Annotated in this window: 22 protein-coding genes; 15 read left to right on the top strand and 7 right to left on the bottom strand. The window is 64.5% G+C overall.

The window, feature by feature from the left end:
• Positions 1 to 84: 84 nt before the first annotated feature.
• The 3 genes from J5474_RS11075 to miaA form a co-directional block, all read right to left on the bottom strand.
• The gene (locus J5474_RS11075) at positions 85 to 1,752 is read right to left on the bottom strand and encodes an ABC transporter substrate-binding protein (protein WP_209360964.1); all 1,668 of its coding nucleotides are present in this window, start codon (positions 1,750 to 1,752) and stop codon (positions 85 to 87) included.
• 250 nt (positions 1,753 to 2,002) lie between these two features.
• Positions 2,003 to 2,857 (bottom strand): helix-turn-helix domain-containing protein, encoded by an 855-nt coding sequence (locus tag J5474_RS11070; protein WP_245216390.1) that lies wholly within the window; start codon positions 2,855 to 2,857, stop codon positions 2,003 to 2,005.
• Positions 2,858 to 3,760, bottom strand: a complete 903-nt coding sequence (gene miaA, locus J5474_RS11065) for a tRNA (adenosine(37)-N6)-dimethylallyltransferase MiaA (protein WP_209360963.1) — start codon at positions 3,758 to 3,760, stop codon at positions 2,858 to 2,860.
• A gap of 122 nt (positions 3,761 to 3,882) precedes the next feature.
• On the opposite strand from miaA, the gene pyrH reads away from it, so the two are divergent.
• Entirely contained in the window at positions 3,883 to 4,614 is a 732-nt protein-coding gene (gene pyrH, locus J5474_RS11060; protein ID WP_209360962.1) for a UMP kinase, read from the top strand.
• Between the two features lie 97 nt (positions 4,615 to 4,711).
• Here pyrH and J5474_RS11055 read toward each other — a convergent pair whose 3' ends face one another.
• Positions 4,712 to 5,833 (bottom strand): GlxA family transcriptional regulator, encoded by a 1,122-nt coding sequence (locus J5474_RS11055; RefSeq protein ID WP_209360961.1) that lies wholly within the window; start codon positions 5,831 to 5,833, stop codon positions 4,712 to 4,714.
• Positions 5,834 to 6,037: 204 nt separating this feature from the next.
• On the opposite strand from J5474_RS11055, the gene frr reads away from it, so the two are divergent.
• The 13 genes from frr (at position 6,038) to lpxB (ending at position 18,259) form a co-directional block, all read left to right on the top strand.
• On the top strand, positions 6,038 to 6,598 hold the full coding sequence (gene frr, locus J5474_RS11050; protein WP_209360960.1) for a ribosome recycling factor: 561 nt from the start codon (positions 6,038 to 6,040) through the stop codon (positions 6,596 to 6,598).
• An 87-nt stretch (positions 6,599 to 6,685) separates the two neighbouring features.
• Complete coding sequence (locus tag J5474_RS11045; protein WP_209360959.1) at positions 6,686 to 7,021, top strand: hypothetical protein; 336 nt, start codon at positions 6,686 to 6,688, stop codon at positions 7,019 to 7,021.
• Positions 7,022 to 7,219: 198 nt separating this feature from the next.
• A complete protein-coding gene (uppS, locus tag J5474_RS11040) occupies positions 7,220 to 8,026 on the top strand; it encodes a polyprenyl diphosphate synthase (RefSeq protein ID WP_209360958.1) in 807 nt (268 codons plus the stop codon).
• Positions 8,027 to 8,113: 87 nt separating this feature from the next.
• A complete protein-coding gene (locus J5474_RS11035; protein WP_209360957.1) occupies positions 8,114 to 8,899 on the top strand; it encodes a phosphatidate cytidylyltransferase in 786 nt (261 codons plus the stop codon).
• Positions 8,900 to 8,914: 15 nt separating this feature from the next.
• A complete protein-coding gene (dxr, locus tag J5474_RS11030) occupies positions 8,915 to 10,084 on the top strand; it encodes a 1-deoxy-D-xylulose-5-phosphate reductoisomerase (RefSeq protein WP_209360956.1) in 1,170 nt (389 codons plus the stop codon).
• Positions 10,085 to 10,096: 12 nt separating this feature from the next.
• Positions 10,097 to 11,443 (top strand): RIP metalloprotease RseP, encoded by a 1,347-nt coding sequence (rseP, locus tag J5474_RS11025; protein ID WP_209360955.1) that lies wholly within the window; start codon positions 10,097 to 10,099, stop codon positions 11,441 to 11,443.
• Positions 11,444 to 11,642: 199 nt separating this feature from the next.
• Complete coding sequence (locus tag J5474_RS22990) at positions 11,643 to 11,774, top strand: hypothetical protein (protein WP_280842513.1); 132 nt, start codon at positions 11,643 to 11,645, stop codon at positions 11,772 to 11,774.
• Positions 11,775 to 11,947: 173 nt separating this feature from the next.
• The gene (gene bamA, locus J5474_RS11020; RefSeq protein WP_483414423.1) at positions 11,948 to 14,317 is read left to right on the top strand and encodes an outer membrane protein assembly factor BamA; all 2,370 of its coding nucleotides are present in this window, start codon (positions 11,948 to 11,950) and stop codon (positions 14,315 to 14,317) included.
• A 106-nt stretch (positions 14,318 to 14,423) separates the two neighbouring features.
• Positions 14,424 to 14,978 (top strand): OmpH/Skp family outer membrane protein, encoded by a 555-nt coding sequence (locus tag J5474_RS11015; protein WP_245216389.1) that lies wholly within the window; start codon positions 14,424 to 14,426, stop codon positions 14,976 to 14,978.
• A 94-nt stretch (positions 14,979 to 15,072) separates the two neighbouring features.
• Positions 15,073 to 15,552, top strand: coding sequence for a 3-hydroxyacyl-ACP dehydratase FabZ (fabZ, locus tag J5474_RS11010; protein ID WP_209360953.1), 480 nt, complete (start codon positions 15,073 to 15,075; stop codon positions 15,550 to 15,552).
• On the top strand, positions 15,549 to 16,334 hold the full coding sequence (gene lpxA / locus J5474_RS11005) for an acyl-ACP--UDP-N-acetylglucosamine O-acyltransferase (RefSeq protein WP_209360952.1): 786 nt from the start codon (positions 15,549 to 15,551) through the stop codon (positions 16,332 to 16,334). Before fabZ ends, lpxA begins: the two co-directional genes overlap by 4 nt.
• Positions 16,335 to 16,337: 3 nt before the next feature.
• Positions 16,338 to 17,117, top strand: coding sequence for an LpxI family protein (locus J5474_RS11000; protein ID WP_209360951.1), 780 nt, complete (start codon positions 16,338 to 16,340; stop codon positions 17,115 to 17,117).
• Positions 17,114 to 18,259: a lipid-A-disaccharide synthase gene (lpxB, locus tag J5474_RS10995; RefSeq protein ID WP_209360950.1), complete on the top strand. Its 1,146-nt coding sequence runs from the start codon at positions 17,114 to 17,116 to the stop codon at positions 18,257 to 18,259. Before J5474_RS11000 ends, lpxB begins: the two co-directional genes overlap by 4 nt.
• A 4-nt stretch (positions 18,260 to 18,263) precedes the next feature.
• On the opposite strand, the gene J5474_RS10990 is transcribed toward lpxB, so the two are convergent.
• Positions 18,264 to 19,862, bottom strand: a complete 1,599-nt coding sequence (locus J5474_RS10990; RefSeq protein WP_209360949.1) for an FAD/NAD(P)-binding protein — start codon at positions 19,860 to 19,862, stop codon at positions 18,264 to 18,266.
• A gap of 184 nt (positions 19,863 to 20,046) precedes the next feature.
• On the opposite strand from J5474_RS10990, the gene J5474_RS10985 reads away from it, so the two are divergent.
• The gene (locus tag J5474_RS10985; RefSeq protein WP_425342885.1) at positions 20,047 to 22,407 is read left to right on the top strand and encodes a Tex family protein; all 2,361 of its coding nucleotides are present in this window, start codon (positions 20,047 to 20,049) and stop codon (positions 22,405 to 22,407) included.
• A 24-nt stretch (positions 22,408 to 22,431) separates the two neighbouring features.
• Here J5474_RS10985 and J5474_RS10980 read toward each other — a convergent pair whose 3' ends face one another.
• Together J5474_RS10980 and J5474_RS10975 are read right to left on the bottom strand one after the other, a co-directional pair.
• Positions 22,432 to 24,495 carry a methyl-accepting chemotaxis protein gene (locus J5474_RS10980; protein WP_209360947.1) on the bottom strand — a complete coding sequence of 688 codons (2,064 nt, stop codon included), beginning with the start codon at positions 24,493 to 24,495 and terminating at the stop codon, positions 22,432 to 22,434.
• A gap of 108 nt (positions 24,496 to 24,603) precedes the next feature.
• Positions 24,604 to 25,785 (bottom strand): vWA domain-containing protein, encoded by a 1,182-nt coding sequence (locus J5474_RS10975; protein WP_209360946.1) that lies wholly within the window; start codon positions 25,783 to 25,785, stop codon positions 24,604 to 24,606.
• Between the last annotated feature and the right edge of the window lie 101 nt (positions 25,786 to 25,886).

Raw genomic sequence — 25,886 nt, 5'->3', positions numbered from 1 at the left:
GAAGGGATGCGGCAGCCCCTGCGGGCGGGCCGATGCCCATCCGTCGGAACGGGTCGCCCCGATGTGGGGCAACCCGTGTGTCACTCAGGCCGCGAGGCCGAGCTTGTAGACGTGGATCTCGAAGGAGGGGTGCATCTCTGCCCCGACCACGCCGGGCTTGAAATGCCGGTAGAGCGATCGCCAGTAGGGTTGTACGAAAACGCTGTCACCGCGCAGGATCGTTTCAACATCCTTCATGACCTCGCGCCGCTTGTCGGCATCGGCGATGGACATGGCCTCGGCCAGTTTGGCGTCGAACTCGGGGTTGGAATAGCCCGCCTCGTTCCATGCCTCGCCGGTGCGATAGGCCAGCGACAGCACCTGCACGCCCAGCGGGCGGTGGTTCCACTCGGTGATGGAGAAGGGATACTTCGTCCAGTCGTTCCAGAAGGTCGAGCCGGGCAGAACAGTGCGCCGCACCGTCATGCCCGCGTCGCGCATCTGCGCCGCGCAGGCGTCGGCGGTGTTCTTGGTAAACCCGTCGTCGAGCGAGATGATCTCGTGCTCGAAGTCGAGCATCCCGATCTCTTCGAGGATCGCCTTCGACGCAGCCGGGTCGAGCGGCGCGGGACCGATATCGGCGTATTCCGGATGCACGGGGGCGACGTGGTGGTTTTCCGCCACGGTGCCAAGACCGGAGTAGCCCAGTTCCAGCAGCACAGCATTGTCCACCGCCTTTACCACCGCTTCACGCAGTTTCGGATCGGCGTAGGGTACGGAATCACCTACGGGCGTCTGCTGGTTCATGCGCAGGACCACGGTGGAGCCGGTGACGACCTCGGATTTTTCCCAGCCGATGGCGTCTGCGATGTCGATATATTCGTTCACGTTCTGGTAGAGCAAGTCGACTTCTTCGGACTCGATAGCCGCAATCCAGGACGCGGGGTCGGTGCCGTAGTCGACGTATTCGATCCGGTCGAGCGTTGCGCCGCCGTAGCCCTCGGCCTCCGCGCCCCACCACGCGTGGTCGGTGTTCTTGACCACGACGCCCTTCACGCCGACTTCGAGGCTCTCGGGCAGGTAGGGGCCGGTGCCAACAGGATTGCCCAGCATGTTGTCCGGGTCATGGCTGGAATGCACGACGGCGGCCGGGTAGTCCGCCATTCCCACGATCAGGGCGATGTCGGGGGAGGGCAGCTTGATCGTCACGGTCATGTCGTCGACCTTGGTCACTGCGCCCTCGATCAGCCGGGAGGTGCTTTCGTCCACCAGAACCGCCATGCGGCCCGCCATGGAATTGCCGTCCACGGTCTTGTCGCACCAGTAATCCAGCATCCGGACAACGTCATCGGCGGTGAAGGCATCGCCGTTGTTCCAGGTCACGCCGGGACGGACGTGCAGCGTGTATTCGGTGGCGTCATCATTGGCCTCCCAACTGTCCAGAAGCATGCCCCGCACGGTTCCGTCGCGGTTGTATTCGACCATGTATTCCAGCCAGCCCCGGCTGAAGTTTGCGATCTGCGACCAGTCGTAGGTGCGCGGATCCTTGAGCGCGCGCACGTCGGTCTGGATGCGCAGGGTTCCCCCCTGCTGGGCGTGGCTTTCGGCGCGAGCGGGCGACCCCAGACCGCCAAGCGCATAGGCGGCCGCAACCGAGACACCGAGGCCGGTGGTGCGCGTCAGGAATTCCCGGCGGTCGATCAGGCCTGCCTTCAGTTCGCGCGCATACATTTCTGCGGCGGGGTGAATCCGCCCCTTCTCCGTGGATGTCATCCGTGTTCTCCCTGTGACATGTCTTTTTGTCCGCGAGGCAGTGCAAAAACGGCAGACCACTGGCCCGCCTGATCCCTTTTCCCCGCGCTTGGCTTCATTCGGCCCTATGGATCATCCCGCGTCAACGCTTGTGATCGCCCTTTTGGATGCCGAAAGCGACATGTGCCCCAGTCAAAAGCGACATGGCCCGAGTCGCAAGTGGACTTCGGAAAAATATTTCGCCTCTGCGCGTTGCGGTTGGTCCGGTCTTTCAGGCGCGTACCGGCGCCCGCCGTGCCTGAGCCCGCAGAGCTGAGGGGCTGCATCCGGTATGCGCCTGCATGAAGCGGGTGAAATAGGCCGGCGAGGAGAAACCCAGACCGCGCGCTACCTCCTGAACCGCAGGGCGCGGGCTTTCCAGTGCGATGCGGGCGGCGTGAAGCTTGCGTTCGGTCAGCAGATCGGCGGCGGTCTTGCCGCAGCACTGGCGGCAGCTGCGCGACAGATGCGTGGGCGTGACATCCAGCGCCTCCGCGTAGGCGGCCATGATGCGGGCCGACCGATAATCGCGGGTGACCGCAGTGGCAAAACGGCGGACAAGCCGTTGCGCGGCGCTGTCCTTCGGGGCCTCCGCGGCGCCCGCCTGGATCTGGCGCGACAGCCAGATCCCCATGAGGCGCACACGCGCCTCCAGCGCCTCCTGCACCAGGGCACGCTTTTGCAGGATCTCGCGGTGCATGGCGTCGATCTCGGAGGTCAGCTCTGCCTGGGCAAAGCTGTCGCGAATATGCAACGTGACCGGCTTCTGCGGCTCGGACGGCGCCAGACCCGGTGGCGCGTGCACGAAAAGTGCCTGCGCTCCTGGTTGCAGGTCGATGCTGAACAGCGTTCCAGCGGGCAGCCAGAGCGCGTGGTGCATGGTGATGCCGCGCAGCACTCCCTCGACTATGACGCGTCCCTGACCCCGCGTGATCCACAGCAGCGTCGTGGTCTCGCGGTCATGCGCCAGCTTGTATCGCCAGGGCGCGGGCTGAAACTCCACCATGAACGATCCGGCCCGGATCGGTCCGCGCGGTTTCAGCGGGGCGGGCGGCATCGGGTTGTTGAGAAAGCCGGGGCGGGCCATTCAGGAAACATCCTCGGGCGTGAGACGCGGCCAGTCGCGCATGCGGGAGTTGAACCACGTCCTTTGTCGCTTGGCAAATTGCCGGGTGAGGACGGTGGCGCGATCGCGTGCCTCCGACAGGGTGATTTCGCCGCGCAGGTGAGCGATCAGTTCGGCCGCGCCGATGGCCTTGGCAGAGGGCAGGGTGGGCGACCAGCCGGGCAGGTTGGCGCGCGCCTCCTCCAGCGCGCCCTGTTCCAGCATCAGGTCAAAGCGGCGTTCGATGCGCGGGGTCAGCCAGTCCTTTGGCGCGTCGAACAGGAACGCCTGTGTCTGGGCCAGCGGCAGCAGGGGCGGTGGCGTCTCTGCCTGCCACGCGCGGATGCCGCGTCCGGTGGCCCGCAGCACCTCCCATGCACGCATCACCCGCATCGGGTTTTGCAGGTCGATATGTGCGGCAGATTCGGCGTCGAGGTCCGCCACCAGCGCTGACAGACCGTGGCTGGCCAGGCGTGTCTCGGCCTCTGCCCGGATCTCCGGTGGAGTGGCGGGGATCCTTGCCAGTCCCTCGGTCAAAGCGGTGAAGTAAAGCCCGGTGCCGCCGGTGATGATCGGCCGGGGACCATCCAACAGGGGCAAAAGCTCGCGCAGCCAGTCGCCAACCGAATAGGGCTGCGTGCCGGGGATGTGACCATACAGCAAATGCTGGGCTCGGGTTTCATCCTGGGGAGATGGGCGCGCAGTCAGCACCCGCCAGTCGTCAAAGACCTGTATCGCGTCGGCATTCACCACCACGCCGCCCTGGCGTTCCGCGATGGCCAGTGCCAGTGCGCTCTTGCCGCTGGCGGTCGGCCCGGCGATCAGAACCGCGCGGGTCGGGTCCAGCGTATCGATGCGGGACAGGATTTGTGCGGAAAGGGCCATGGCGGGATTATCGAGGCTCTTGCAAGAGGCGCGGTTTTTCCGCACCGCAGCACCATTGCACCGGACACGCTTTTCCGCCAGATAGGACGCGATCCTACCCCCGACCGACAACGGAGCGCAACATGAGCGACGGTACACCGACCGCCACAACCTACAAACGCGTCATGCTGAAGATTTCGGGGGAGGCGCTGATGGGCGATCAGGGCTTTGGCCTGCACCCGCCGACAGTGGAACGCGTGGCGCGCGAGATCAAGGCCGTGCACGACCTCGGCGTGGAAATCTGCATGGTGATCGGCGGCGGCAATATCTTTCGCGGGCTGGCCGGTTCAGCGCAGGGGATGGAGCGCACGACCGCCGACTACATGGGTATGCTCGCCACCGTGATGAACGCGCTGGCGATGCAGTCCGCGTTGGAAGGTCTTGGCGTTTATGTCCGTGTGATCTCGGCCATTCGCATGGATGAGGTGGCGGAGCCTTACATCCGCCGCCGGGCCGTGCGTCACCTCGAGAAGAAGCGCGTCTGCATCTTTGCCGCCGGGACGGGCAACCCCTATTTCACCACTGATACGGCAGCGGCGCTGCGTGCATCCGAGATGGCCTGCGAGGCGATCCTCATGGGCAAGAACGTCGACGGGATCTACGACAGCGACCCGAAGATCAACCCGGATGCCAAGCGCTACACCGAGATCACCTACGACGACGTTCTGCGTCAGAACCTGAAGGTGATGGATGCCTCCGCCATCGCCTTGACGCGGGACAACAAGATGCCGCTGGTGGTGTTCTCCCTGAACGAGCCTGGCGGGTTCAAGGGAATCCTGGAAGGCAAGGGCAAGTGCACGCGCGTGATTCCGTGACCGATCGCAGGTCCTGCGCACCAGTTTGAAACACGCCCCGGGAGCGATCCCGGGGCGTTGTATGTTAGGGGCGTAGCGGTCGCGATCCATTTCGGTTTCAGCCGGTTCCCGTCTCTGGAGAGGGCCGTGCGTCGGTGGGGCGCGTGGCCTCCGCGTCCTCCGCCCAGCCTTGCGCTGTCGCTGGCGGCATTTGATCTGGCGCTGCCAGAGAGGCGGCAGTCCGGGCGGCAGTCTGCGGAGCGACCAGCAGGGTAACCCTTGGGGCGGTTCCAACCCCGTGCCGATTGACGGCCTTTTTCGCCGCAAGCTTGCGCGCGCTGCGTTCGCCGCGAGGGGATCGGCCGAACTGTGTGCGGTAACTGCGGGTAAAGGCCGAGGGCGAAGCAAATCCCGTCGCCTCCGCGATCTCTGCCACGGTCAGCGCGGTCTCCTCCACCAGTTGCGCGCCCCGGCGCAGGCGAAGGTCCAGGTAGATCTGCAAGGGCGTGCGCCCCAACGCCTTGTCGCAGCGCAGGCGCAGTTGTTTCAGAGACAGCTCCAACTCCGCTGCGATACGGGTCAGGGGCAGCGGGTCCTGAAGATGCGCGGCCATGACCGACTGCATCCGCGCGATCACCGGGTCGGCGCTGTCGGGCAGGCGTTGGCGGTGGCTGTGATCCGCGACGCGACCGAGGGCCAGCGCCTCTCCCGTGCGGGCGGCGAGGGCGGGACCCCGCGCGCGGGCGATCCAGTCCAGCAATGCCTCCGCCGTTGCCAGCCCCCCGGTGGAGGTGAGCCGCTGCCGGTCAAAAACATGCGTTCGGGTCGACAGCGCGACGGCGGGGTAGGTCCGTTCAGGATCCGGGGGCAGGACGGCCTCTCGTCCGTCGAGCATCCCCAGCCGCGCGAGGACCAGCGCGCCCTGATCCAGTCCGGCAAGCGTGGCGCCGGCCGCCTCTGCCCGGTAGAGGAAGCCGCGCAGTCCCATTGGCAGGCGCCCCAGTGGGTCCGGTCCGGCGCAGAGAACCAGCAGGTCGTAGCCCTGCGCGCCTTCCCAGTCCTGGGCATCGGCGGCCACGCCCGTGCCATCGGCGGCCGCCACGGACGCGCCGGTCACGGTGCGGACGGTACAGGTAAACAACGCCTGCCCGAGGCAGAGATTGGCAATCCGCAGGGTTTCCCGGATGAGGACATAGCCGAGCAGGGGAAAGCCGGGAAAGAGGATGAGACAGACGTGCATGAGGTCCGGTCCGGTGCTTCGTGTATGGTTGGTGGCGTTTCGGGCATCGACCTGCCCTAAGCCTTCTTTCGCACGAAAGCGCTTAACGAAGGCTTACGTGTCGCCAGAACGGGAAGCACCCCGCGCCGGATCGGTGATTGATCTGGCGCGTGGGACGGGATAAGCCTCGGCTCCGACGAAGGTTACATTCCGCGAGGCCCAGATATGTCCGAAGAGTTCGAACTGGATACCGATGATCTCAAACGCCGGATGGACGGCGCCATGGGCAACCTGAAGACCGAATTCGCCTCGCTGCGGACCGGACGCGCCTCCGCCTCCATGCTCGAGCCGATCCAGGTGGACGCCTACGGCTCCATGACGCCGATCAATCAGGTGGGCACGGTGAACGTGCCAGAACCGCGCATGGTGACGATCAACGTCTGGGACAAGTCGCTGGTCGGCAAGGTCGAGAAGGCGATCCGCGAAAGCGGGCTTGGCATCAACCCGCAGCTGAACGGCACAATCATCATGCTGCCGATCCCGGAACTGAACGAAGAGCGTCGCCGCGACCTGACCAAGGTGGCGGGCCAATACGCCGAGCATGCCCGCGTATCGATCCGCAACGTCCGCCGCGACGGGATGGAGCAGATCAAGAGGGGCAAGGACAGCATGTCCGAGGACGATGCCAAGCTTTGGGAAGGCGAGGTACAGGAACTGACCGACGCATACATCAAACGGGTCGATGCTGCTCTGGAACACAAGCAGGAAGAGATCATGCAGGTTTGACCCTGGCGCAGGGACGGAACCGAGGGGCGGGTGACCGCCCCTTTTTTCTTGGCGTATCCGTGGCTAGACTCCCCTGAGGGGGCTTTCATGCGGGATGACGGATGGCGTGGCACTATGACCGGCTGCAAGGCGGCGACCCGGCGACCCGGCGAGCGGCTGCGCGCCATCGCCTGCGATGACGGGCACATGAGGGTAGAGGAATTCGATTTCGTATCGCAACGTCATGTGCCGCACCATCTCTGGCGGGAGGGGCAGGATGCAGTCTCTCTCAATGTGCCCTTCCGCTATGCTCGACCCGCCGGGATGGACCTGATGGCGCAGTTTACAGGTATGGTGTCGGAGGCGCGCCGGGACGGGTGGGACCGGGCGCCTGTCACCGCGTCAAGCGGGGCGCATGTCTCTGTCTGGCGATTGCCGCGCTGAATGCGGGGCAGAGCAATTAACCCCATTATGAGGATTCTGGCCTAGCGTCTGGTCGCGAGAAAGGGCGCCGGGGTCCGAAAACGCTGCCTGCAGGTCAGGGGGCCTGCACGACTCCCGCGCGACTATCCCTTTGGCAAGTCCCGCTACTTCGTCTATGAGATGACGGGACCCGGAATGCTCTGCCCGGAAGGAGCCTGCATGACCCTTCAGACCAGCCCACCGAGCGGCACCAGCCCGAATGCAAAGCCCGGAACCGAAGCCGGACCGGGCATCGCGGTCGGAACCGAAGCCCGTCCGTCGGTTGGCGCGCCGCGGCATGTGGCGATCATCATGGACGGCAATGGCCGCTGGGCCACGATGCGCGGTCGGCCACGGCTGTTCGGCCATCACGCGGGCGCCCGGCGCGTGCGTGAAATCGTCGAAGCCTGCCCGCAGTACGGCGTCAAATATCTGACGATTTTCGCGTTCTCCACAGAGAACTGGAAGCGTACTCAGGTGGAGGTGGCGGGGCTCATGAGCCTCTTTCGCCGTTATATCATGAAGGAGATGCAGGCCTTCGTGAAGGAAAACGTGCGCGTGCGCTTCATCGGTGACCGGCCGAAGCTTGATGCGAAGCTGCGCGGCCTGATGGACGAGGCGGAGCGCATGACCTCCGGATGTACAGGTACCAACCTCACCATCGCGCTGAATTACGGTGGCCGCGACGAGGTTGCCCGCGCCACGCAAAGACTGGCGCAGGACGTGGCCGAGGGGCGCCTTCGCCCCGAAGACGTTTGCGAAGAGACATTGCCGCGCTATCTCGATACGCATGTCCTCCCGGACCCGGACCTTGTCATCCGCACCAGCGGAGAGGCGCGGATTTCCAACTTCCTGCTCTGGCAGTCCGCCTACGCGGAATACGAGTTCGTCGACACTCTCTGGCCGGATTTCTCGCCGGATGAGTTCGGGCGGCTATGTGGCGCCTATGGCAAGCGCGATCGCCGCTTCGGCTCGGCGAAAGGCTGATCCGAAGCGGTCGCGGCACCGGGAAAGCATCGCGCCGAAGGCGCGTAACGATACGAATACGCGCCGAAGATGCGCGGGGGGAAAGACATGAGTGCACATCGCTGGGACGATCTGAAGGTCCGCCTGATGTCGGCGGTCGTGATGATCGCCGTGGGCGTCATCGGCGTCTGGGCCGGGGGGTGGGTGTTTCACCTGCTGATCGCCGTCGCCTCCGGGGTGATGGTCTGGGAACTGGTCTGTCTGCTGGATAGCGGTCGGACAAGATCGCAATACCTCCTTGGCGCGGCGACTTTCCTTGTGGCGCTGGTGGCCATCCGGTTGAACCCGGGCCTGGCGTTGCCGTTGATGATGGCCCCGGCCATGCTCGGGTTTGCACGGATGCAGCAGGGCGGTACGCGCTACGCGGTCTTTGCCACGCTCATCGTTTTCGCCGGATATGGCATGATGGACCTGCGCGACGAGCTTGGCGTGGTCTGGATGCTCTGGCTGATCTCCACCGTCGTGGTCACGGACGTCTTTGGCTACTTCGCGGGCCGCGCTATTGGCGGGCCGAAGTTCTGGCCGAAGGTTTCGCCCAAGAAAACGTGGTCGGGCACGGCGGCGGGCTGGCTGGCGGCGGCGCTGGTGGGCTGGATATTCATGGGGCTGACGGACACCGGCTCCGGCCTGATCGGCATTTCCATCGCGGTCAGCATGGCGAGCCAGATCGGAGACATTGCCGAAAGCGCGCTGAAGCGGAAGGCGGGGGTGAAGGATTCCTCCGCCCTGATTCCGGGTCATGGCGGCCTGCTCGACCGTTTTGACGGGATGCTGGGGGCGGCGGTCTTTCTTGTCTTTGCCTCGCAGATCGTCGATTTCCCGGCCGGGCTGTGAACGGGAGCGAGTGACATGCGGCGGGTGACTGTCTTTGGCGCGACGGGGTCGATCGGGCGGAACACGCTCGACCTGATCGCGCGTGCGCCGCAGGAATACGAGGTCGTCGCGCTGACCGGCGGGCGCAACGTGGCGCAACTGGCAAAGGACGCCAAGGCGCTGCGGGCGAAGGTCGCCGTCACAGCGGAGGAAAGCCTGCTGCCCGAATTGCGCGCGCGTCTGGCGGGCTCCGGTGTGGAGGCGGCGGCGGGGCGCTCGGCTCTCCTCGAGGCGGCTGACCGTGACGCGGACTGGGTGATGTCGGCCATCGTCGGTGCTGCCGGGCTGGAGCCTGGGCTGCGCGCGCTGTCACGCGGTGCCACGCTGGCGTTGGCGAACAAGGAAAGTATGGTTTGCGCCGGACGGCTCATGCTGCGCACGGCGCGGCAGGGCGGCGGGCGGCTGCTGCCGGTGGATTCGGAACATTCGGCGGTCTTTCAGGCGCTGATCGGCGAGGACATGGCCGCGGTGGAACGTGTCATCATCACCGCCAGCGGCGGCGCCTTCCGCGACTGGCCGCTGGAAAAACTGGCCAGTGCCACGCCCGCGCAGGCCGCGACCCATCCCAATTGGGACATGGGACAGCGCATCACCATCGACAGCGCGTCGATGTTCAACAAGGCGCTTGAACTGATCGAGACGAAAGAGTTTTTCGGCCTCGACCCGGCCAGGATCGAGACGGTGGTACACCCCGAAAGCATGATTCATGCGCTGGTTGGGTTCAACGACGGGGCACTCATGGCCCACGTCGGCCCGCCCGACATGCGCCACGCCATCGGCTTTGCGCTGCACTACCCGGAGCGCCGCGCGCTGCCTGTCGAACGGCTCGACCTTGTAAAGCTCGGCAGCCTGAGCTTTCGTCCTGCCTGCGAGGATCGCTGGCCCGCCCTGCGTCTGGCACGCGAAGTCATGTCTGCGGGTGGCCTTTCGGGGGCACAATTCAATGCCGCCAAGGAAGTGGCGCTCGACGCCTTCATCGATGGGCGCATCAGGTTTACCCGCATGGCTGAAGTGGTGGATGAGGTTCTCACGCGGCTTTCGTCCAACGCAGGACATATTGATGACGAGTTTGACCTTGATATGGTGGTTAAGGCCGACCATTTGGCACGTGTAACGGCGGGTGAAATTATTGCAGGTAGGACCTAGAAGGGGCACATTTTGGATCTGACGACATTGACATCGACGTTCGGAGGTTTTCTCTGGACGGCCGTATTCTTCATCGTGGCCCTGTCGGTCATCATCGCAATTCATGAATATGGCCACTACATTGTCGGCAAGAAGTCCGGGATTTTCCCCGAAGTGTTCAGCCTTGGCTTTGGCCCGGTGATCTGGTCCCGCGTCGATGGCGACGGGACGAAGTGGCAACTGGCCCTGATCCCCTTTGGCGGCTACGTGAAATTCCGTGGCGACGGCAATGCCTCCGGCGCAATCGCCGAGGATGGCGCGCTGGACGACATGGACGAGGCGGCGAAGCGTTCGACCATGATCGGCGCGCCACTTTGGGCGCGTACGGCGACGGTGGCGGCGGGGCCTGCGTTCAATTTTGCCCTGTCGATCATCATTTTCACCGCCGTGTTCCTGTTCAGGGGCGTGACGTCGGACCCGCTGGTGATTTCCGAGCTTCAGCCTACGCCCTACACGCAGGAACTGCGCGAGGGGGACCAGATCCTCGCCATCGAGGGAAAGCCACTGCCGGGGCCGGACGCCGGTGCGGCCTACCGCGATTTTCTGCGCGGCCTGCCGATGGAGCCGCTGCTCGACTATGACGTGCTGCGCGACGGGCAGGAAATCACCGTGCAGGGGCCATACCTGCTGGCGCCCATCGTCGGCAGTGTCATGCCGCGCTCGGCAGCGATGGACGCGGGCCTGCAGACGGGCGACGTCATCACCAAGCTGAATGGAGACCCGGTCTTTGCATTCTCGCAATTGCCCGAAGTGATCGAGAAATCCGAAGGCGCGCCGGTCGAGCTGGAAATCTGGCGCCATGGCGAGGTGCTGACCAAAGTGCTTGAGGCACGCCGCGTGGACGAACCCCTGGCGGAAGGCGGATTTCGCACGGTTTACCGCATCGGTCTGGGCAGTGGTTCCATCTTCGAGCCGGACACGGTAACGCCCTCCTTGTGGCAGGCGCTTTCGGGGAGCGTGGTGCAGATGTGGGAAATCATGTCGGGCTCGGTATCGGGGCTGTGGCACATGGCGACGGGGGCAATCAGCACCTGCAACCTTTCGGGCCCCATCGGAATCGCGGAAACGGCTGGCGACATGGCGAGCCAGGGGACCACGAACTTCATCTGGTTGATCGCCGTGTTGTCTACGGCCATCGGTTTGCTGAACCTCTTTCCGATCCCGGTCCTGGATGGTGGACACCTCGTGTTCTACGCCTACGAGGCTGTCTCAGGCCGCCCGCCCAGCGAAGGCGCGCTGAAGGTTCTGATGTCGATCGGCTTGTTCCTCGTGTTGGGCATGATGGCCTTCGGGCTGACGAACGACCTGTTCTGCCCCTGATGCACTTCCACCCGTTGCAGGAAACGCCGCCGCGCTGGGTCGCGGCGGCGTTTTCGTATTCCGTAGGCCGACAGCGCAGCGCCGAAGGCCGCATTGTCTCGATCAGCTCGACCCTTTTTCGGAGGAATGCCCAAATGCCGCCCGAATCCATGGCCATAAGGGGGTAACTGCAACTGGACTGACACCAAGGACCGATTCCATGTCGACCATCACCGCCGGATACCGCAGCATGAGCCTGCTCGTCTCGATCAACTTCGACCGGCTGCTCTATGTCTGTACCATTGCTTTTGCGTTGTTTTTTGGCGCGCTTGTCGGGACGCTTGTTCTCTGAGACAACACATGTCCCGTCTGTGCAGGGGATAAGCGGGTCGGGAACGGCCCGCATCTGGTATTGCCGGATGGGGAACCGCCGAAATCCCGCGCAAAAACGGCGGCAGGGCTTTTGACAAGCCCGGGCATTCCCGGTAACCACTTTGCGAGGGATGTCGAAGTGGATCAGCTAAAATGGCAAAGGTCATTTCCGCGCGTAACGCGCTGAAAAAAGAAACCGCACGGTTGAGCATGGTCCAGGCTGTCTGCCTGTCCATGGCAGTGGGATTGGGGGCGGCGACTGCCATCACGGTCGTCCCGCAGGCCGCCTACGCGCAGGCCTACAGTTTCACTACCGTGGACGTTCAGGGCAATCAGCGGGTCGAGGTCGGCACGATCCTGTCCTACGCCCGCATCACGCCCGGTCAGCGGGTGAGTGCCGGTGAATTGAACGATGCGTACCAGCGCATTCTTGGCTCCGGTCTGTTCGAGAGTGTCGAACTCGTGCCGCAGGGCAATACGCTGGTGGTCCGCGTGGTCGAGTATCCCACGGTGAACCGCATCGCCTTTGAGGGCAACAAGCGGATCAAGGACGAAGATCTCGCCACCATCGTGCAGAGCCAGACGCGCCGGGTGTTCAGCCCGCGTGTGGCGGAGGATGACGCCCAGAAGATTTCCGAGGCCTACGTGCAGCAGGGGCGCCTTGCCGCGCGGGTGACGCCGAAGGTGATCCGCCGCAAGGATAACCGCATCGACCTCGTTTTCGAGATCTTCGAAGGTGGCGTGTCCGAGGTGGAACGCATCGGTTTCGTCGGCAACACCGTCTACAGCGACCGCCGCCTGCGCCGCGTGATCGACACGAAACAGGCCGGCATCCTGCGCGCGATCATCAAGAAGGATACCTTCATCGAGGATCGCGTCGCTTTCGACAAGCAGTTGCTGAACGACTTCTACATGGCGCGTGGCTATGTCGACTTCCGCATCACCGGCGTGAACGGCGAACTGGCGCAGGAACGTGACGGTTACTTCGTGACCTTCAACGTCGAAGAAGGCCAACAATTCCGCGTCGGGCAGGTGACGGTAAATTCCGACCTCCCCGACGTCGACGTGGACCGGTTCCAGCGCGCGATAAAGCTGCGCTCCGGCGTGGTCTATTCGCCGACGCGCGTCGAGACAGAGATCGCCCGCCTGGAAAAACTCGCCGTGCGCGAGGGTCTGAACTTCGTCCGTGTCGATCCGCGCGTCGACCGCAACGACCGCGACCTGACGCTGGACGTCTCCTTCGATCTCGTGCGCGGGCCGCGCATCTTTGTCGAGCGAATCGACATCGAGGGCAACACCACCACGGTTGACCGCGTCATCCGTCGCCAGTTCGACACCGTCGAAGGCGACCCGTTCAACCCGCGCGCCATCCGCGAAAGCGCGGAACGCATCCGCGCGCTGGGGTTCTTCAAGAACGTCGACGTCAACGCCAAGGAAGGCTCCACGCCGCAGCAGGTGGTGGTCGACGTCAACGTCGAAGAGCAGCCGACCGGGTCGCTCTCCTTCGGTGCGAGCTATTCGTCCACCGGCGGCTTCGGCGCCACGGCCTCCTTCTCGGAGCGCAACTTCCTCGGCCGTGGGCAGGCTCTCAGCTTTCAGATCAGCAGCGCCTCCGCGACGAAGAACTACGGCTTCAGCTTCGTGGAGCCGGCGGTGTTCGGGCAGGATCTCGCTCTGGGCGTTACGGTCAACTATTCGGAGACCAACAACCTCGGTTCGGACTACGACACGACGTCCGGGCTCTTCCGGCCCTTCGTGGAATTCCCGGTGTCCGACAATGGGCGGCTGCAGCTTCGTTACACCGCCGGTGTGTCTGAAATCGCGGCGGGTGGGTCCCTGACCGGCGGCATCATCGAGCAGGAGGCGACGCTTGGCCGCCGCGTAGACAGCTCGCTGGGCTACACTTACACTTGGGACACGAAACGCGCGGGTCTCAGCCCCAACAACCGCACCCTGATCGAGTTCGGCCAGGACTTCGGCGGGCTCGGCGGGGACACCAACTTTGTAAAGACTTCGGCAAAGGCCGTCGCGCAGACAAAGGTCTGGAGCGAGGAAGTCACGCTGCGCGCTACCGTCGAAGGCGGCGCCCTGAGCTATTCGAAGGGCTTGTCGCGCGTCACCGACCGTTACCAGATCCAGCCCTCACTGATGCGGGGCTTCGAATACGGCGGGATCGGCCCGCGCGAGGTGGATGCGGCAGGCAACAGCGATCCGCTGGGCGGCAACTACTACGCCGTGGCAAAGTTCGAAGCGGAGTTCCCCATCGGTCTGCCTGAAGAATACGGCATTTCCGGCGGTCTGTTCTACGACATGGGTTCTGTCTGGGGAGTGAACTCGGGCGTTTCGCCCGCGCCGGGGAACACCGTGATATCGTCCGGTTTCGACCTGCGGCACGTGGTTGGCTTCTCGGTATTCTGGGACAGCGCGCTGGGTCCGCTTCGGCTCGATTTCTCCGAGCCGCTCAAGAAGCAGAAGCAGGATGAGGCGAAGAACTTCAACCTCACCATCTCGACCCAGTTCTGATCCCATGCGCCTGTTGCGCTCCGGCTTGGCTTGCCTCTTCGCCCTCGGTCTTTCGGCCGGGGGCGTTTGCGCACAGGAGGCGGGGCAGGGTGCGCCAGTGGCCGGCATGCAGGCGACGGGCGTGCAGGTGCCGCAAAGCCGCATCCTCGTCATCGATTTCGAGCGCGCCTATGCCGAGAGCGCCTTTGGCCGCGGCATGGCCGAAGAGATCCGCCGCGAAAGCGCCGCCATTGCCGCGGAGAACCGTCGCATCGAGGCGGAGCTGGTCGAGGAGGAAAAGCGCCTGACCGCGCAACGCGCGGCAACACCGCCGAGGGAGTTCCGCAAACTCGCGGAGGCTTTTGACGAAAAGGTGCAGCGCCTCCGTGCCGAGCAGGACATCAAGACCGAGGCCGTTGGGCGTCGGGGTGATCAGAGCCGGATCGATTTCCTTGCCGCCGCGCGCCCGGTTCTTGAGGGGCTTATGCGCGCAGCGGGGGCCACGGTGGTGCTGGAACGGCGTAGCGTGTTGGTCGTGATGGATGCCATCGACATCACCGATGCTGCCATTGCGAGGATCGATGCGCAGGTGGGCGCCGCAGGCGACGCCGGGACCACTGCACCGGAGACACCCGCCGATCCCGCGCCGCAGCCGCCTTTGGCCCCCGCCTCGCAGCCATAAGCTCGGGACCGGCCGGTGTCCGCTGTGGCGCTTGCCCAGCGAGCGTGCAGTTGATAGGCACGCGGGCGACACGATTGCACGAGGCAAGGCCCAGATGACCGAGACGAGCGACCTGCAGACCGCCGATATCCAGCTGATCCAGCGGATCATTCCGCACCGCTACCCCTTCCTTCTGGTGGACCGCGTGGTGGAGATCGACGGCACCCGGAGCGCCGTCGGCATCAAGAATGTCACCATGAATGAGCCGCATTTTCAGGGCCATTTCCCCGGCCTGCCGATCATGCCCGGCGTGACCATTGTGGAAGCGATGGCACAGACGGCGGCTGTCATGGTCGGCGTCACGCTGGAGATGGCCGACAAGGAGATGAAGGTCTACTTCATGGCGATCGACAACTGCAAATTCCGCCGCAAAGTGGTGCCGGGAGACCAGTTGCGCATGTCACTGGAAACCGTGCGCGGGAAGCCGGGCGGTAAGGTCTGGAAATTCCGCGGCGTGGCCGAGGTCGACGGGGAAATGGCCGCAGAGGCGGAGTTCACCGCCATGATGGACCTGCCCGCCCCGGTGAGCGCATGAGCGGTCTGATCCATCCATCGGCCGTCATCGAGGTCGGCGCCCAGCTGGGTGAGGGCGTCCGCATCGGGCCGTTCTGCCACGTTGGGCCGGAGGTGACACTGGGCGACCGGGTGGAGTTGAAATCCCACGTCGTCGTGACCGGGGAGACCGAGATCGGTGCCGATACGGTGGTCTTTTCCTTCGCGGTAATCGGCGAAATTCCTCAGGATCTGAAGTTCCGGGGCGAAAAGACGAAACTGGTGATCGGTCAGCGCAACCGCATCCGCGAACATGTCACGATGAACTCCGGAACCGAAGGCGGTGGCGGCGTAACACGCGTGGGTGACGACGGTCTCTTCATGGCGGGCTGCCACGTGGCGCATGACGTGCAGGTGGGAGACCGGGTGATCATCGTGAACTCCGCCGCGCTGGCGGGGCACTGCGTGATCGAGGACGACGTCATCGTCGGGGGCCTGTCGGGCGTGCATCAATGGGTGCGCATCGGGCGCGGAGCGATCATCGGCGCGGTGACCATGGTGACCAATGACGTCATTCCCTACGGTCTCGTGCAGGCGCCGCGTGGGAAACTCGACGGGCTGAATCTTGTGGGGCTGAAACGACGCGGTGTCGCCCGCGAGGATATCACGGCTTTGCGGGCGGCCTTTCAGATGCTGGCACAGGGTGAAGGCGCCTTCCAGGACCGGGCCCGCCGGTTGGGGGCCGAGACGTCAAGCGATTACGTCCGAGAGATCGTCGAGTTCATCCTTGGCGACAGCGACCGGTCGTTCCTGACGCCGGGCTGACGCGTGCTGGCGTTGATCGCCGGTCGCGGGGCCTTGCCGCTTGCGGTGGCGCAGGCGCGTGGCGAAGTGCTCGTCTGCGCGCTGGACCATTGCCCGCCAGAGCGGCTGGCGGTGGATCGGACCTTCAGGATCGAAACCTTGGGCAGCCTGCTATGTTGGCTGAAAGGCCGGGGTGTAACAGAGGTCTGCCTTTGCGGTTCGATAACGCGGCCCGCACTGGACTGGCGGCGGATCGACTTGTGCACTTGGCCTTTGGTCCCGCGTGTATTGCGGGCGCTCAGGCGCGGCGACGACGGGGCGCTCAGGATCGTGATCGACATTTTCGAGGGCGCGGGGTTTTCCGTTCTGGCTGCCCACGAAGCCGCACCCGGGCTTCTGCCCGCCGCTGGCATCTGGGGGCGTCTGCCCGAAGGCGCGGAGGCGGTGGCGGTGATCGGCGATGAAGTCAGTTCGGCGCAAGGCCGCGCGGATCTCGGGCAGGCCTGTGTTCTGCGTGGCGAGACGGTGCTGGCGCGCGAGGACGACAGCGGCACGGACGCCATGCTGGCCCGTCTGCAGGGGGCCGCAGGTGGTGTGCTGTACAAAGCGCCGAAGCCGGGACAGGATCGCCGGGCCGATCTGCCGGTCATCGGCCCCGACACCGTTGCGGGCGCCGCCGGGGCCGGGTTGCGCGGCATCGTGATCGAGGCGGGCGGCGTCATGGTTCTGGAAGCGGAGCGCGTGCGCAAACGGCTGACGGCAGAGCGGATGTTCCTCTGGGTACGGGAAAGGGGCGCGTCATGAAGGTTTTCATCACGGCGGGGGAGGCATCGGGCGACAAGCTGGGCGCGGCCTTCATGCGCGGTATGCGCACGCTCCGTCCGGAAGCGGAGTTTCGCGGCATCGGCGGCCCGCTGATGCTGGCCGAGGGGCTGGAGAGCCTGTTCCCCATGGACGAGATCTCGATCATGGGAATCGTGGAAATCCTGCGCGAGTACCGTGCGCTGAAGGCGCGCATTCGTCAGACGGCGCAGGCCATACTCGACTGGACCCCGGACGTGGTGGTGACCATCGACCTGCCGGAATTCTCTCTGCGCGTGAACAAACGGGTAAAGGCGGCGCGCCCATCCCAGCGCGTGGTGCATTATGTGGCACCGACAGTCTGGGCATGGCGTCCGGGTCGCGCAGCGAAAATGGTGGGCGTGGTCGATCAGGTTCTTGCGCTCCTGCCGTTCGAGCCGCCCTACATGGAGCGCGTCGGGATCGACTGCGATTTTGTGGGCCATCCGGTGGTGCTGGAGGACGTGGCGAGCAAGGAGGACGCACTGGCGTGGCGACGGTCGGAGGGACTGGAGGGGCGCAAACTGGCGCTGATCCTGCCGGGTTCACGACGGTCAGAGGTGACACGTCTGCTGCCGGTCTTCCGCGACGTGACGGAGCGACTGGCGGTTCGGCGGCCCGATCTGGCCTTCGTGCTGCCCGCTGCACCCGGCGTGGCGGAGAGGGTCAGGGCGGAGGTGGCCGGCTGGTCCGCTCCAGTGCATGTGATCGACCCGCTTGACGAGGACGCGGTTGCCGCCAAACGCGCGGCCTTCCGCGCGGCAGACGTGGCCCTGGCCGCGTCCGGGACGGTCTCGCTGGAACTGGCCGCGAACGGCACGCCCATGGTGATCGCCTACGACATGGGCTGGCTCAGCCGGCAGATCATCGGGCGTTTGCTGCTGGTGGACACGGTGACGCTGGTCAATCTTGTCTCCGAAACGCGGGCGATTCCGGAGTTCATCGGCAAGGACTGCGAGCCGGAGGCCATCGCCAGTGGCGTCCTGCGCGTGCTCGACGGACCCGGCGCGCAGCGCGAGGCGATGGACCTCACGATGCAACGCCTTGGTCGAGAGGGCGAGGAACCCGGCCTGCGCGCTGCGCGGGCCGTGCTGGCACGCCTTTAAGCGCTTACTCCGCAGCCTCGGGCACGGCCAGAGTGACAAGGATGGCACGGGCGGTTTCGGCCCCCATTTCGGCGGCGTTGACCAGCCCTTGGGCAAAGGGATGCCGCCGCAGCAACACAGGCAGGGCAAGGCAATGCACCCGTCCCGTGGTGGGCACCGCCAGCGGTAGAATATAATCTTCGAATCGCAGTGGTTTTGGCAGCGTTGCCTTTGCCAGCGACGGGAAGGGCAGATCCTTCAGTGACATCGCCTGCTGGCCGCGGGCATCGACCAACGCGTCGAACCGCAAACCTTCGTCGTCCAGTGCGATCTCCTTGCCCTCCTGTCGCAGCTTTGGCGTCTCCCCGGTGGCAACGACGTTAAGGTGTCCAGCCGCGTGCAGCGCCAGCATCCGGCGGATCGAATCGTGTGGCACGCAGGCATAGCAATCGACAAAGACCGGGCGTAACGTGGCGTGGAACCGTTTCAGTTCGGCTTCTGGAAGACCGGGCAGCATCTCTTCAAAGATCTCGTGGGCGCGCAGCACGGCGCTGCGCCACGGCGTTGCCCGGCGCTGTTCGACACCCTCTTCGGCCTCGCGAAGGTTGCGTTCGGCCCAGTCAAAGGGATCACAATCCATCCGGCGCGCGAAATAGGCTTCCGCGAATCCTTCGAGAGGAGGGGCACCGAGGGCCGCTGCATAGTCGGGGTCGGCCTCTGTCAGGTCCTCGAGGAAGGCGTCATAAGCCGCCGCGACCTTCGCACCGGGCAGGTTTGCCAGCTTTGCCAGGCGGGGCATTTCGGGCAGGGGGAGGTCATACCAATAGTCCGCTTCTGGCAGCAGTCCCTTGCGCGACAGAAGGGTGAGCGTGAAATCCCGCGAAGGCCGTGCTTCGTACCGGGTCTGATCCTTCGAAAACCGCCCGCGCGCGGACGCTACGGCAACCGCCACGTCGATGGCAGAAAGCGAAGATCCCAGCACACCGATCCGGTCCTGTGCCATGCGGGCGATCTTTTCCGCAGGCCAGGGTGAAATCATCTGCACCCCGGCGTCGGTGCGGTCGGGCCACGCGTGACCTGTGGCCAGAACCGCATCATCATAGGTCGCGGTACCGCTTCCGTCGGGGCTTTGCCAGCTGACGTGGATGCCGTCCGGACGCGGCGCGATGTCGGTCACGCGGTGGCGCAGGCGCACCTCGATCCGGTGGCCGCGCCCGCGACCGCGCGCGATCAGTTCCGCCATTTGCGCGGTGAACCACGCGCCCAGCGTCAGCCTCGGATAAAAGCTGTCCTCGTCCAGCATCGCTTCTGTCAGACCGAGCCGCCCCAATTGATCGACCGGCAACTCCCTGAGCCACTCGTTCAGTGTACCGATCACCGGGGGCAATTCGCGGCTGCCGATGTTTGACAGCATTGCGGGGTCGTTCATTTCCTCGGAGTAGGGCATTCCGGGGCCGATCTGCCGCCCGGATTCGAATATGTCTATCTCCAGTGCCACGGGCGACTGCATCAGCCCGCTCAGCGTGTAGACCGCTGTTGGCCCCGCCCCGATAAGCGCGATGCGGCGCAGGGGCCCGGTGGCAGGCAGGCGGCTCGCGGTGCGTGGCGCGGGTTTGGGTGGCATATGATGTGGGTCCCGGAAGACTGGGTGCGACATCCCGTAATGTTCGCCGCACGGTTGAATGTCCTGCAAAACGCCGCGTCGGCGGGTTCGTTCCATACAGAGTGCGTGAAAAGATGCGGACTTGGCGGGGGCGGGGGCCGGCGGTATGACGGCCTTCCCGAACACATGGAGTTTTGCCTTGAGCCTGACCGACCAGACTGCAGAGCGTATTTCCCGTACCATCGCCACCGAGATCGGCGCCAGCCCGAAACAGGTGGTTTCCGCCGTGGAGTTGCTGGACGGGGGCGCCACGGTGCCTTTCATCGCGCGCTACCGCAAGGAGGTGACAGGAGGGCTGGATGACACGCAGCTGCGCACGCTGGGCGACCGGCTGACCTACCTCAGGGATATGGAGGCACGGCGGAAGTCCATCGTCGAGTCGATCACCGGTCAGGGCAAGATGACCGATGCGCTGGCGAAATCCATCGCGCAGGCGGACACGAAGGCGGTGCTTGAGGACCTCTACCTTCCTTACAAACCCAAGCGGCGCACGAAGGCGATGATCGCGCGCGAAAACGGGCTGGAACCCTTGCTGGCGGCGATCAAGGAATACCGTGGCAAGGACCCGGCGGCCCTGGCCCAGGGGTTCCTGTCGGACGCTGTCACCACGGCCAAGGATGCGTTGAACGGCGCGCGCGACATCCTTGCGGAGGAGCTGACGGAAAACGCGGCGCTGCTGGGCGGCTTGCGCGATTTCATGAAGAAAGAGGCGCGGATCACCGCGAAGGTCGTCCCCGGCAAGGAGCAGGAGGGCGCGAAGTTCTCCGACTACTTCGACCATCAGGAGGACTGGGCCAGCATTCCATCGCATCGGGCGCTGGCGATCCTCCGCGCGGCAAAGGAAGAGGTCGTCACCATCGAGATCGCGCCGGAACCGGAGGCCGGCGTGCAACGCGCCACGGACATGGTCGCAGCGGCGGTGGGCGTCCCGGGCCACGCCCCCGGCGACCAATGGCTGCGGGATGCCGCCGCCTGGACCTGGCGGGTGAAGCTGTCGCTTTCGATGTATGTCGACCTTCTGTCGGATCTGCGCCGTCGGTCACATGAGGAGGCAATCAACGTCTTTGCCCGCAACCTCAAGGACCTTCTGCTGGCCGCCCCCGCCGGGTCGATGGCGACGCTGGGCCTCGATCCCGGCATCCGTACGGGGGTGAAGGCGGCTGTGGTCGATGCGACAGGCAAACTTCTGGAGACAGCGACGCTCTACCCGTTCCAGCCCAGAATGGACCTGCGCGGCGCTCAGGCGAAGATCGCCGAGATGGTAAAGCGTCATGGGGTAAAACTGATCGCGATCGGCAATGGCACCGCGTCGCGCGAGACGGAGCGCATGGTCGCCGAGACGCTGAAGATGCTGCCGGGGGAAAAACCCACGAAGGTGGTCGTCTCGGAGGCAGGAGCCTCCGTGTATTCGGCCTCTGAACTGGCGGCACGGGAATTCCCGGAACTCGACGTTTCCTTGCGTGGTGCGGTCTCGATCGCGCGGCGCTTGCAGGATCCGCTGGCGGAACTGGTGAAGATCACGCCCGAGAGCATCGGCGTCGGTCAGTACCAGCACGACGTCGATCAGCGCCGCCTCGCGCAGGCGCTGGAGGGCGTGGTGGAGGATGCGGTGAACGCCGTGGGCGTGGACTTGAACATGGCATCCGCTCCGCTGCTGTCGCATGTGGCCGGGCTGGGACAGAGCCTGGCGCAGGCCATCGTCACCCACCGCGATATCCATGGCGCATTTGACTCCCGAAAGGCACTGCTGAAGGTCACCGGTCTCGGGCCGAAGGCCTTCGAACAATGCGCGGGTTTTCTGCGCATCCGCGATGGCAAGGAACCGCTCGACGCGTCGTCGGTGCACCCGGAGGCCTACGACGTGGCGCGGCGGATCGTGCAGGCCTGCGGGCGGGACATCCGCGATATCATGGGCAAACCGGAGGCGCTGAAGGGGGTGAAAGCGGAGCAGTTCGTGGACGACCGGTTTGGCCTGCCCACGGTGCGCGACATTCTTGGCGAGCTTGAAAAGCCGGGCCGCGATCCGCGTCCGTCGTTCAAGACCGCGACCTTTGCCGACGGGGTGGAGGATATCAAGGACCTGCGCCCGGGCATGGTGCTCGAAGGGACCGTGACCAACGTCGCGGCTTTCGGCGCCTTTGTCGATATCGGTGTGCATCAGGACGGGCTGGTGCACGTGAGCCAGCTGGCGGACCGTTTCGTGAAGGACCCGCACGAGGTGGTGAAGGCTGGAGACGTGGTAAAGGTCACCGTGACCGAAGTGGATGTGCCCCGCAAACGCATCGGTCTGACGATGAAGAAAGACGGAGGCGCCTCCGCCCGCGAGGACAAGGTCGCGCGCGATGCGGGGCCGGGAGGTCGCTCTGGCGGCCGGGGGTCGGCTGGGCCTGGGGGCAAGGGCGGTCCCGGTGGGCGGGGACCACGCGGGTCTGGTCCTCAGGGAGGCTCCGCCGGGAGCAACGGTGCGCTCGGCGATGCGCTGAAGGCTGCGATGCGCAAACGCTGACACTGCCCCGTAGGGCGGTGGGGCTTAGCCTGCCGCGCGCATCTCCTGTGTTGCGTCGCGTGCGGTATTGAAGCGACTGACCAGCGTCGCCAAGCGTTCCCCCTCCTGCAACAGGCTGTCGCTGGTGGATGCGGTCTGGCTGAACATCCCGGCATTGTTCTGCGTGGCGGCGTCCAGCTGGGCGACGGCGGTGTTGATCTCGTCCAGCGAACGCGCCTGCTCCGCCGCCAGCGTGGCGATACGGCCGACCTGGCCTGTGACGTCCTCGATTGCTGTGACGATCTCCGAGAGGGCATTGCCCGTCTGCCCCACCAGCGCCACGCCGTGTTCGACCTTTTCGCCCGAGTCGTCGATCAGCCCACCGATGCGGCCAGCGGCCTCCGTCGTGCGCGCGGCCAGCGCGCGCACCTCGGCTGCGACCACGGCAAAGCCCGAACCTGCTTCCCCGGCCCGCGCGGCTTCCACCCCGGCGTTCAGGGCCAGAAGGTTGGTCTGAAAGGCGATATCGTCGATCAACCCGATGATCTGGGAAATTTCACCTGACGCGCGCTCGACCTCGTTGATGGCCTCGACTGCCGAGGCAACAACACTGCGCCCCGAATGCGCTTTCTGGATCGCGGACTTGCCGGAGGTGTCTGCGGACTGGGCGCCACGCGTGGCCTCCCGCACGGCAGAGGTGATCTCCTGCAGGGCGGCAGAGGTCTGCTCCAGCGTGGCCGCGCTGTTTTCCGTCCGGTTGGAGAGGTCGTTGGCGGCGCGCCCGATTTGCGTTGCGGCGGTGTTCACGGATTGCGAACTGTCCGAAATGTCGGTGATCAACTCCGACAACTGAGACATGGCGCGGTTGAAATCCTCAACAAGTCGGGCGTAACCTTCTCCCAGGTCATCGTCGATGCGTGCGTCGAGGTCACCGTCCGATAGCGCCCTCAGCCCTTCGGCGAGCCGCGCTACCACGGCCTCCTGCTCCGCCTGCCGACGATGCTCCTCGACCCGCAGGCGGTCTGCCTCGATCAACCCGTCGCGGAAGACTTCCAGCCCCTCGGCCATTTGCGCGATTTCGCGACCCTGCCCGCGCAGATCGTCGAATGTCATGTCGGTCTGCCCGTCGGCTAGGCTACGCATCCGACGCACGACACGGTCCAGTTGGCCGGCCAGCCGCCGCCCGACGATCCAGGCCATGACCGCGCCCACCATAAGGGCGACGGCAGAAGCGATCGCAGTCCGCTGCATGTTCGCACGCTCGATGGCGACGTAATGCGCGCGGGGCAGCAGAATATGCGCGATGGCCACCGCATTGCCCGCAAAGTCCGTCACCACATGGGTCTGGGCGGTGAAGGTGCCGCCGTCGATGTCCAGGGTGTTCAACTCGGCGGTCCCGGAGGTGGCCGCCTCCAGTTGTTCGGTGTCGAGCAGCGCGGGACCATCGTATGCGGCGGTAATGCGGACAGCCGCCTGTGTGGGGTCGAAACTTTCGATGGTTGGATCAGGCAGCAGGTAGAATTCGAGCGCGGCATCGGTGTCCTCCACCATGCGCGCGACCAGTGTTTCGTCCAGCGCCAGACCTGCCTCTACCGTGCCGACGTGTTCACCGCGATTCTCCACCGGGTGGATCGCCCGGATGCCCAGCCCGGCGCGCCCCCGCTCCAGTCCCGAGAGTGGCACGCGGTCCCCATTGGCGGCGACCACCATGGCGCGAAAGCCTGACAGGTCGTCGCCATGTTTCTCCGGATTGTGAACCCGCAGCATGGAAACCGATTCCGGCGTATGGAACTGGAACTGCTTTATCCCCGTCTGTTCGGAAAACGAGCTGAAATCTTTGGAAAACAGGCGCTGCAGTCCTTTTCGGTCATTGGAATCGACACCGCGTTTGACGCGTGGCATGGAGGAAACCATGGCAGTGAATGTCTCTGCCGTGCGGATACGCGCTTCCAGTACGTTCTCAACCCGGCCCCAGAGTTGATTCATCTCGCGCACTGCGGCCTCTTGCGCGGTCTGGCGCGCACCGAAGAAAAGCGGCGTGCCGACGCAGGCGATGGCAACGCCGGAACATAAAACGATGGCAAGGATAATCCTGATACGCAGCGACATGGGGTAACTCCGGTTTTGCCCGGAGGACTGTCGCAGCGGCTGCTTGCCAAAGGGTGAACGTTTGGCGCCGAAAACCTGGGGTTTTTAACGATCCAGAAGCGGGGGGACTCAGCCCAAGAGCTTCATCCCGCGATCAAGCCCGTCAAGTGTCATCGGCACCATGCGATCCTCGAAAATCTCGCGGATCATATGAATACTTTGTGTGTATTGCCAATGATTTGCCGGAACCGGATTTATCCAGACATGGTTCGGCCATTGCGCTCGAGCACGATCAAGCCAGACTTGCCCTGCCTCTTTGTTCCAGTACTCGCTCGCGCCCCCGGGATAGGCGACCTCGTAGGGCGACATTGAGGCATCGCCCACGAAAATGCATTTGTAATCAGGGCCGTAAGTTTTCAGTACGTCCCAGGTCGGTGTTTGCGCGTCCCACCGCCGGGTGTTGTCTTGCCAAACGCCTTCGTACAGGCAGTTGTGAAAATAGTAGTGTTCGAGGTGCTTGAATTCAGCGCGGGCGGCGGAGAAAAGCTCTTCGACGACCGTGATATGGTCGTCCATGCTGCCGCCAACATCCAGAAAAAGCAGAACTTTCACTGCATTGTGGCGCTCTGGCCGGGTTTTCACTTCGAGGTAACCATTATGCGCCGTAGCGCGGATCGTGCTGTCAAGGTCGAGCTCTTCGTGCGCGCCTTCGCGAACCCAGCGGCGCAGTCGCTTCAAAGCGACCTTGATATTACGAGTTCCCAGTTCGACCCCATCGTCGAAATTTCGAAATTCTCTTTTATCCCAGACTTTTACCGCACGACGATGACGCGATTCATGCTGCCCGATCCGAACACCTTCGGGGTTGTAGCCATACGCACCAAAAGGCGAGGTGCCAGCAGTGCCCACCCACTTGGACCCGCCCTGATGGCGACCTTTCTGTTCCTCAAGCCGTTTCTTCAGAGTATCCATGAGCTTGTCAAAGCCGCCCATGGCCTCGATCTCCTGTTTATCCTCTTCGCTCAGGTGTTTTTCCGCCATCCGTCGAAGCCAGTCTTCGGGCAGGTCGACGGCGTTCAGGACCTGATCGACGCCGATATTTTCCAAGCCTTTGAAAGCACGGGAAAACGCCTGGTCGAAACGGTCGATGTGACGCTCGTCCTTCACCATGGCGGAGCGGGCGAGATAGTAGAAGGCTTCCACGTCATAGGTTGCCAGACCGGCCTGCATCCCTTCGAGGAAGGTCAGGTATTCACGCAGGGAAACGGGGACGCCTGCGCTGCGCAGGGCTTCGAAGAAGGGGACGAACATGGGCGGAGATTAAGCCTGACGCGCGACAGGGGCAAGCAGCCGCGACGCCTGCCCGTGTCGGATGAATGCGCCGCGCAATGTGCCGTTTTGTGTTCCCGCCT

The sequence above is a fragment of the Sagittula salina genome, assembly GCF_017813235.1.
GTDB lineage: Bacteria > Pseudomonadota > Alphaproteobacteria > Rhodobacterales > Rhodobacteraceae > Sagittula > Sagittula salina.
This window is presented reverse-complemented; position numbering and strand designations above follow the sequence as displayed.

Coding starts and splice junctions, on each gene's coding strand:
- J5474_RS11075 (WP_209360964.1), bottom strand. CDS start 1,752: ATGACATCCACGGAGAAGGGGCGGATTCACCCCGCCGCAGAAATGTAT.
- J5474_RS11070 (WP_245216390.1), bottom strand. CDS start 2,857: ATGGCCCGCCCCGGCTTTCTCAACAACCCGATGCCGCCCGCCCCGCTG.
- miaA (WP_209360963.1), bottom strand. CDS start 3,760: ATGGCCCTTTCCGCACAAATCCTGTCCCGCATCGATACGCTGGACCCG.
- pyrH (WP_209360962.1), top strand. CDS start 3,883: ATGAGCGACGGTACACCGACCGCCACAACCTACAAACGCGTCATGCTG.
- J5474_RS11055 (WP_209360961.1), bottom strand. CDS start 5,833: ATGCACGTCTGTCTCATCCTCTTTCCCGGCTTTCCCCTGCTCGGCTAT.
- frr (WP_209360960.1), top strand. CDS start 6,038: ATGTCCGAAGAGTTCGAACTGGATACCGATGATCTCAAACGCCGGATG.
- J5474_RS11045 (WP_209360959.1), top strand. CDS start 6,686: ATGCGGGATGACGGATGGCGTGGCACTATGACCGGCTGCAAGGCGGCG.
- uppS (WP_209360958.1), top strand. CDS start 7,220: ATGACCCTTCAGACCAGCCCACCGAGCGGCACCAGCCCGAATGCAAAG.
- J5474_RS11035 (WP_209360957.1), top strand. CDS start 8,114: ATGAGTGCACATCGCTGGGACGATCTGAAGGTCCGCCTGATGTCGGCG.
- dxr (WP_209360956.1), top strand. CDS start 8,915: ATGCGGCGGGTGACTGTCTTTGGCGCGACGGGGTCGATCGGGCGGAAC.
- J5474_RS22990 (WP_280842513.1), top strand. CDS start 11,643: ATGTCGACCATCACCGCCGGATACCGCAGCATGAGCCTGCTCGTCTCG.
- bamA (WP_483414423.1), top strand. CDS start 11,948: ATGGCAAAGGTCATTTCCGCGCGTAACGCGCTGAAAAAAGAAACCGCA.
- J5474_RS11015 (WP_245216389.1), top strand. CDS start 14,424: ATGCAGGCGACGGGCGTGCAGGTGCCGCAAAGCCGCATCCTCGTCATC.
- fabZ (WP_209360953.1), top strand. CDS start 15,073: ATGACCGAGACGAGCGACCTGCAGACCGCCGATATCCAGCTGATCCAG.
- lpxA (WP_209360952.1), top strand. CDS start 15,549: ATGAGCGGTCTGATCCATCCATCGGCCGTCATCGAGGTCGGCGCCCAG.
- lpxB (WP_209360950.1), top strand. CDS start 17,114: ATGAAGGTTTTCATCACGGCGGGGGAGGCATCGGGCGACAAGCTGGGC.
- J5474_RS10990 (WP_209360949.1), bottom strand. CDS start 19,862: ATGCCACCCAAACCCGCGCCACGCACCGCGAGCCGCCTGCCTGCCACC.
- J5474_RS10980 (WP_209360947.1), bottom strand. CDS start 24,495: ATGTCGCTGCGTATCAGGATTATCCTTGCCATCGTTTTATGTTCCGGC.
- J5474_RS10975 (WP_209360946.1), bottom strand. CDS start 25,785: ATGTTCGTCCCCTTCTTCGAAGCCCTGCGCAGCGCAGGCGTCCCCGTT.